Source organism: Paenibacillus residui (genome assembly GCF_042677205.1).
In the GTDB taxonomy this organism is placed as follows: Bacteria; Bacillota; Bacilli; order Paenibacillales; family NBRC-103111; genus Paenibacillus_L; species Paenibacillus_L residui.
This window is the reverse complement of sequence record NZ_JBHTIU010000087.1, coordinates 48,463-55,770: the sequence shown is the minus strand read 5'-3', so window position 1 is coordinate 55,770 and position 7,308 is coordinate 48,463. Positions and strand designations below refer to the sequence as shown.

Here is a 7,308-nt window from a genome sequence, read left to right as displayed (position 1 = left end):
GAAACGACTGATATTGACGCCGATTCGCTCGCTTCTTAATGCTGTAGAACTTTTGACTGTCCAGTATATATTCCTTAGCTTTTTTAGATTGTTATTTATAATTTCTACATTTTCTGATAATTCCCTCCCCAAATATTCCAATTTTCCTAGGTCAAAGTATCTATCATAATTATATGGTTTAGTGCTAGAGAAATATTTAGAATTCCTGCGGGAGAAATAAATGTACTCGCTCCCGTCAAGTTAACGTAATCGCGTACTTTCCGCTTAATGCGATGTCCGCGACAATGCCCTGCATCGTCTTCGGGTCGACCCGTGAAAGGTTACCGTTGTCCGGACGATCGTTCGGGAATCAAACAAAGAAGTATGCTCGTTCTTTGAATATATCGCCGGGGGAAGCACTTTCTTTCAGCGAAATTACCTGTAGCTATATTGGCTACATTAATTCAGCCAAAAGCAAAAAAAATCTCATGGCTACAAAATGGGTTCAATTTAAGGGTAATGAAAAGCCCAGCCCTCACGCGGACTAGGTTTTCATGATAGAGGCGGGGATCTAATTTCAACCACCGATTGCCTTGTTTAAGACATTCCTGAGCAAGACATTACATTTATCCACCAGACTATTTATTAAAACCTGAATTCATATTTCTTGAACCCAGATTTGAAATAGTATGGGATCCCGCCCAAATATTGATAATGGTTCTTCTGAAACGAGGGACTGCTAAAATTTTTGGAAAATATGAAATAATTAACGGAAGTCCAAACTTGAGCAATGATGGGCATCCACCTGCCAGCGTATGGAGTTGTTCCAACAACTTGGAATTGCCAAATGGATCGATTGCTTTAGCGAAATTTGGCTTATGATATTTTTCCATGACTAATTATTCATCATAGAAATCTCAATGTCTCTGTACTGTGAAGGGTTAAACCCAAACATACTTCCATGAACTGTTTATCCCAAGTAACGTTTGATTCGCAACCAATCAAACTTTTGCTGTTCAAAAGGTCTGTTTCTCTGTCCTAAACTACCGCAATGTAAGACTGGAAACACAGCTTTGTTCTCGCCGATGATTACAGAAGACTCCTGTTCAACTAGTTCCCTGAAGTTTGCGCCTCTGAACCCATATTCACGTAACAATGACTTGGTAGCTTCTTCCCCCTAATGTGACAACAATTTGGTTGAATGATATCAATGAGAGGCTTTAAAAATAAGGTAACACAATTTCGAAACCATGATCCTTTCACTTTGCCGGCTAAACCACCTTCTGTTTTCAGACATAAAATAGCATCCGTAAAAAATAAATCGCCGTGTTTGTTTTTGGAAGTACTTTCGTTAATGTCCACGCCAGCAACATTAAAAGTTTAACTAGCGAACGATTAGTGACGCTGTTGTCCACATCGCATCCCCCCTGTTTTTCAAGGGTTTTAAAATCACCCCAATCCTGACCGACAACCATCACTTTTGCATCCAGACTGCCTTGCCAATCCGTCCAGTGTCCGATTTCATCTGTATCCAACTGTCCGTTCAGGGCTTTGCTTGGATTTTGAAGTTTGCATTGCAAAGGATCACACAATATGCAATCCTTCCGCCGATTCACAAGAGTCTTGTAGGCAATTTGTTTGTTTTCCTTAGTCACAATTATGGCTCCTCATTATTGAGATACAGTAGATAGCGAGCTTTAATACGATTTGGATCCTCATTAATCTCTGTTTATCAGTTATGTGCTAAAACCCGCAGTTTTTATACAATTCCTGATTAAATTGGTTTCTAAACCTAATTATACCATTTTATCTGGACAACTTTTGCTCATGTTTGTAAATTAAATGGATTTCAAATCCAATTGATATATCTCCTTTCAAATTCTCAAAATTATATCTCATATCCCTCACCTTATTTCGTTCAATTTGATGTATCTCCATTCCAATATCAATAATAATAGTAATGCGGCGGTACATACGGATCTCCTCAGCGATAATTCGGATATTTGGTAATGTGCATAAAAAATGACCTCATACAAGTCTGTCAAGAATTTTGAGTAAGCTCTCAAACCGATCTATTAAACTGCTGTGCTGCGGCTTGACATGGCACCTCTGACGTTCCAGCACTTTCAAGTCTTTACCGTTTCAAAATTTATATATGTTCACATTTTTTTAAAAAGCGAAAACCCGCTCTGTAAGCGGGTTTTCAGTACATAGGGAGAGTATCTAACATTTATATTGAAACTACCTCCTTGCGGAATTATTTGTGAGTGTTCAGAAGGATCCAGCAGTACAGCGCATACCATAGACGGAAACATCCCCGCCCAGCCACGCGGCTAAGCGAGGATTGTAATTATTATTTCGTCGCGAACCAAACTCCACCAGTGCCGTCATAATCTCTTGCATAGGCAATAGTAGGATTGGCATCGTCTTTTTTCACGGTAAATACTGCCCAGCCAGTATGAGAGGCACCAGCGTAAAGGTTGGAATCTATTTCATCCTCTAAGACTACGCCCAGTGTAATGTCGTAGTCTTTCCCATCGCTGGAAACGAGCGTAAAATCAACGGAGGATATGTCTGCTTTTGCGCCTTCTTTGTCAATTGAATCGATGCTGATAGTAATTTTAGCAAGCAGATACTCATATCCGTCCTTAGCCTCTTGGTTGAATCTGTTAGCTTGGGATATGATCTTCCAAGCCTCTTCTCCTCTAATCACTTCATCCACGGAAACAGATCCGAAGTACTTTTCAACGATCCATTCCTTCTCGAAATTCACCTTGGTGCCAATGGCCGCTGGATGACTTCTGGATGTTTTCTTTGACGGCGATTCTTGCTTAGGAGCTACTTTCTCAGGTTCTTGTATAGCAGCAGCCTCCTCTCCACCAAGTACAACCTTGTTAGCATCGGCGTCATACGCTACAGATAAACCCATAGCATTACCGATAGACCTCACCGGTAGGTAAGTGTTGCCGTCATAAGTTATTGGGTACAATACCCCTCCCTGCTCGTCCTTTAGATCGATGCTTTTGCCGTTAAGCTCAACCTGTATATCTTTGTTGAGTAGAGCCTTTACCTCCTCCAGGTTGGCTCCGGCATAAGCACCTACGGACATAGCCAATGCCAGAGCGCCGGTGATGATTCCGGTAGACAAGAATTTCTTTCTCAAATTAAACCCTCCCACAATTGGTAATATATTCCTACCCATTGTATCACAATACCGGTTTTTGTTAAGGGCTTCATATCGCAATTCTATTCCGTTGCCCCCAGCAGAAACTATCCTATACAACCAATCCAACTCTGATGCATTCAGTTTTCCGTATAAGCCTTTTCCATAATCGCCAAGCCACCCCATGACCCTGGGCTTAGGTTTTTGTCACACAATGTCGCGATTAATCATAATATTTGATAACTATTTACATTCACATTTTGAACAGAAAGTTATTTGCACCCGGATGAATATGAAATAGTAAGACAGGACTTGTGAGGAGGAGTTACTTTTGGCTAAAAAGAAGCTGGTTATTATGGGAATTGATCATGGGAACGGATACTTTAAGGGGTACAGCAACAAGGTGAAACAATTAGTACTCCCAAGTGGATTCCTTACCAAAGAAAATTCATTAAGAGAAGATTCCACAGGAGAAGGCGAGCCGGTACACTACAATGAATTTGAGTCCATCGATTTTCCAGGGGAACGATACGTGTGGGGCAATGAGGTTAATACAGCAAAAGGCAAGTTCCTTTCCACCTATACAACGGAAGACAGGTACACTCAAAAATATTATAAGTTGCTCAGTCAATTCGGCTTAGCCAGCCTAATCAAGGAAGAAGAAGGGTCCTTCGATGTTATGCTTATAACCGGTTGTCCGTCAAGGCAAAAAGGGACCATTCGCGAACAAGAGCTGATTGAATTATTCAAGGGCAGACACGTTGTATTAATGAATGACAAAGAAAAAACCATTGAAGTAAAGGAATGCAAAGTTTTGCCTCAGCCCCTTGGTAGTATCCTGGATTTATATATTGATGAAGCAGGAAATGTCATCCGTCATGACATCGGAACTTCTTATATCGGCATCGTAGACATTGGTTTGGGTACGACTGATTGCGATGGCATTGATTCATTAAAAGCGGTACCTGACGACCGCCATACCATTCAGGTAGGGGTTCATGAAATATATCAACGTCTGGCAGATTATATAAATACCGTAAATCCCGATGCTTACGCGACACCTAAAACGGTGGAGGTCCAATTTGAAAACGATGTTTATAGAGCTTCCAAACGTCTTGTGATACCGATCAAAGAGGTCAAGGAAAGAATCATCCGTGAAACAGCGGAGTACCTCATCAATGAACTGCAAATACGTTGGCAAAACAGAAGCAAGTTTGACATGGTTTTTTTAACGGGTGGGGGAGCGCAATTAATGGAGCCCTGGTTTAAGGAATTTGTTACAGATATTCATGTATTGCCGGATCACCAAATTTCAAATGCCAGAGGTTTCTTTAAATTCGGACTCTTGCTTGCAAAAGAATACGAGGTTGAGGAAATTCCGGAAACCAACCTTCTTCAAACAACCTAGGGGTGAACCATGTGAAAAAAGTCCAATCCATTAGTTTTCAGATAGACGTAACCGCCCTTCAGAAGAATAGGCTGTTAACACTTTACAAACGACTCCTAAAGAATCGTGCCCTTACACGATTCTGTCGGGAGGCTTTCATTGAGAAAGCCGATCGTTATCTGAACGGGTTGGATCAATCGTATGCACAGCTTAATAAATGCATCAAAGCAAAAGGCATTGAATACGTTTTGGAGGCAATCCAAGAGAAGGAGGCCGGTGTACCCAAAACCGATGTATCCAGTACCGATGTATCCAGCACCGGTGTATCCCGCACAGATGAAAGCGTGATCCAGAAAGTCGCCGAAGAAATTAAACTAGCCATTATAAACGAATTGCAAAAAGAGTCCTCTCCTTCTACCCAACCCATAAATTCTACGAGAGCACAAAATCCAGCTAATAGTAAATTGCACGCTGCATCCCACAAAAAAACAATCACAGCGACGAAAGGAAACAAGGACGTTTTCCAAGATAAGCCTGACCTCGAAAAGTTAAAAGCTTTACTGTCATAAACCCCAAACACGAAAACAGGGGCAGTCCGCTTGCCGGCACAAGCCCCTTTCTTGTTTGATCATTTTATGCCTAACGCTCGGTTGTGGATTTAGCATTAGCTGAAGCCCACAACCTTTTTGTTTTCTCTCCGAATAAACTCGAAACGAAACGTAGGTGTTCCTAGAAAAAATTGGATATCCCCCGCTTGGCCGTGTGGCTGGGTGGGGTCATCTTTTTTATGCGTCTGCGCCAGCCTCCGGCCACTATCTGACTCTTGACAAAAAAAGTTTGAGGCTTTAACCACAGTTTCCCGTACCATTCGACCTCCGCATTACGAATGTCTGCTCCAAACACCTGAATTTAAGTATTTATCCAAAACACTTGACTATGACGTTAGGTCATAGTGCATTATTCTCACTATAAACTACAAGGAGTTAGAGATATGAATATTAAATCATTGCGTTCAGACCGAATTTAACAAAAAGTTTCCCAAGCTTCGCCCGAGGAAAAGCTTGAATTGTTAAGAAACGAAATGATGGCCCCCTTTATGAAACAATGGCAAATTCAACAAATCCCTTTTAGAGCTGAAGAGGCGAATGGATTTGACGTTATAACGTTTAATAGTATGATGCATCGATCCCCTGACCAGATAACCCAGCAGATTTCACCTGAGATAGAGTTGATTTCATCAGATTCTTTTTGGTTAGAGTGTGAGAACGCTGTAAGGAAGGGTCTCAATTTATTTATAGAACATGGAATAAGTCTCCCCGTATCGGAATATTTGTTCACAATTCTACTAGGGAATCCGGAAAGTCGTGCCTTAACCATAAACGAAGGATATAGCGGCTTTGGGGGCATTCCCGGGTTTATCTGGGGTACAATCCTGCCAAATGAGTACACGATTCCTCGAATGAAGGCTGCGCTGGCGCACGAATGCAACCATAATGTTCGATACCAATTTATTCAGTGGGATCACACCGTTAATTTGGGCGAGCTCATTGTAAGTGAAGGATTAGCTGAAAACTATGCTGCGTTCATGTTTGGAGAAGAATTGCTCGGCCCCTGGGTAACGAAAACAAACGCAGAAACACTTAACAGGCACATAAAGCCCGTGCTTAGAGAGAAATTGCAATTAACCGGTTTTGAGAAATTTGCACCGTATCTTTACGGTGACGAGATCGCAAAGCTTCAAAACTTTGAACCGGTCAATATGCCATATAGCGCTGGCTATGCTTGCGGATATTATTTAATCCAATATTATTTAAGAAAAACAGGAAGAACGATCTTTGAAGCCACAATTACACCTGCTGCTCAAATACTGGACGAAGTGAAAGGATTTTGGGATGAAGAAACCATTATTAGCGGTTAAAGATATTGTTCAGATTACAGGCATTACAGCTCGGACCCTGCATTATTACGATAGAATCGATTTATTTAAACCGACACATCTGACGGAAAAGGGGTATCGCCTATATGATCGAAGCAGTTTGGAAAAACTTCAAACCATTTTGTTCTTAAAGGAAATGGATTTTTCCTTGAAGGAAATTGCGGATATTATAAAGCTGACCAAACAAGAACAGAAACAAATATTAAAGAATCAGAGACAAACCTTATTATCCAGAAAACAAAGACTAGAAACAATCATGGTTGCTCTTGATGAATACGTTTCGGGGAATGATATTAGTAATTTGCAGCTCTTCAACAATTCTTCCGTTTTGCCATTGAAAGAGCAGTATGCAAATGAGGCAAGATTCATTTATGGCGAAACAGAGGCGTATAAAGTGTATAACGAAACGATGGGAAAATTATCACCAGATGAAAAAGAGAAACGATTTTCATCCATGGAGGAAATATTTATACAAATTGCGTCTTGTATCCATCAGGATCCTTCCTCGGATGAAGTGCAGCGATTAATCGAGGAGTGGAAAAAAAGTCTAATGCAATTCACTACATGTGATTCAGAGTTATTGGCTTGTATTGCCCATACCTACAAATTCGATGCACGATTCAAAAACTACTTTAATCAATATAGCAATGAAGATTTAGCAGATTTTCTATACAATGCAATTATGCATAATATCAATGGGTTGAACGTCTCTCAATTGTCCTAAAAATCGAATGGCAAATAATGGTTTAATTGAAATCCAGCGTAGCTAAAAATATTGTAGTCTTTAATACCAGGATCCTCATCACGTTTTTCTGTAATGCTATTGGCTATAACATTTTCCAC

Annotated in this window: 6 protein-coding genes and 1 pseudogene; 4 read left to right on the top strand and 3 right to left on the bottom strand. The window is 40.7% G+C overall.

The window, feature by feature from the left end; translation table 11 throughout:
* Window positions 1-617: 617 nt before the first annotated feature.
* The 3 genes from ACFQ03_RS21585 to ACFQ03_RS21575 all read right to left on the bottom strand — a co-directional run bounded on the left by ACFQ03_RS21585 (window position 618) and on the right by ACFQ03_RS21575 (window position 3,142).
* A complete protein-coding gene (locus tag ACFQ03_RS21585; protein ID WP_379290892.1) occupies window positions 618-872 on the bottom strand; it encodes a hypothetical protein in 255 nt (84 codons plus the stop codon).
* Window positions 873-1,268: 396 nt separating this feature from the next.
* Window positions 1,269-1,634, bottom strand: a complete 366-nt coding sequence (locus ACFQ03_RS21580) for a hypothetical protein (protein WP_379290890.1) — start codon at window positions 1,632-1,634, stop codon at window positions 1,269-1,271.
* Between the two features lie 698 nt (window positions 1,635-2,332).
* Window positions 2,333-3,142 carry a DUF4352 domain-containing protein gene (locus ACFQ03_RS21575; RefSeq protein WP_379290888.1) on the bottom strand — a complete coding sequence of 270 codons (810 nt, stop codon included), beginning with the start codon at window positions 3,140-3,142 and terminating at the stop codon, window positions 2,333-2,335.
* A 331-nt stretch (window positions 3,143-3,473) separates the two neighbouring features.
* Here ACFQ03_RS21575 and ACFQ03_RS21570 point away from each other — a divergent pair, with 331 nt between their 5' ends.
* From ACFQ03_RS21570 to ACFQ03_RS21555, 4 genes and pseudogenes are all read left to right on the top strand, one after another.
* Entirely contained in the window at window positions 3,474-4,550 is a 1,077-nt protein-coding gene (locus tag ACFQ03_RS21570) for a ParM/StbA family protein (protein ID WP_379290886.1), read from the top strand.
* 11 nt (window positions 4,551-4,561) lie between these two features.
* The gene (locus ACFQ03_RS21565) at window positions 4,562-5,098 is read left to right on the top strand and encodes a hypothetical protein (protein ID WP_379290884.1); all 537 of its coding nucleotides are present in this window, start codon (window positions 4,562-4,564) and stop codon (window positions 5,096-5,098) included.
* A 422-nt stretch (window positions 5,099-5,520) separates the two neighbouring features.
* Window positions 5,521-6,447 (top strand): annotated as a pseudogene (locus ACFQ03_RS21560) (DUF2268 domain-containing protein).
* On the top strand, window positions 6,422-7,189 hold the full coding sequence (locus ACFQ03_RS21555) for a MerR family transcriptional regulator (RefSeq protein WP_379290882.1): 768 nt from the start codon (window positions 6,422-6,424) through the stop codon (window positions 7,187-7,189). The pseudogene ACFQ03_RS21560 and the gene ACFQ03_RS21555 overlap by 26 nt, the downstream one beginning before the upstream one ends.
* Window positions 7,190-7,308: the final 119 nt, after the last annotated feature.

Coding starts and splice junctions, on each gene's coding strand:
- ACFQ03_RS21585 (WP_379290892.1), bottom strand. CDS start 872: ATGGAAAAATATCATAAGCCAAATTTCGCTAAAGCAATCGATCCATTT.
- ACFQ03_RS21555 (WP_379290882.1), top strand. CDS start 6,422: ATGAAGAAACCATTATTAGCGGTTAAAGATATTGTTCAGATTACAGGC.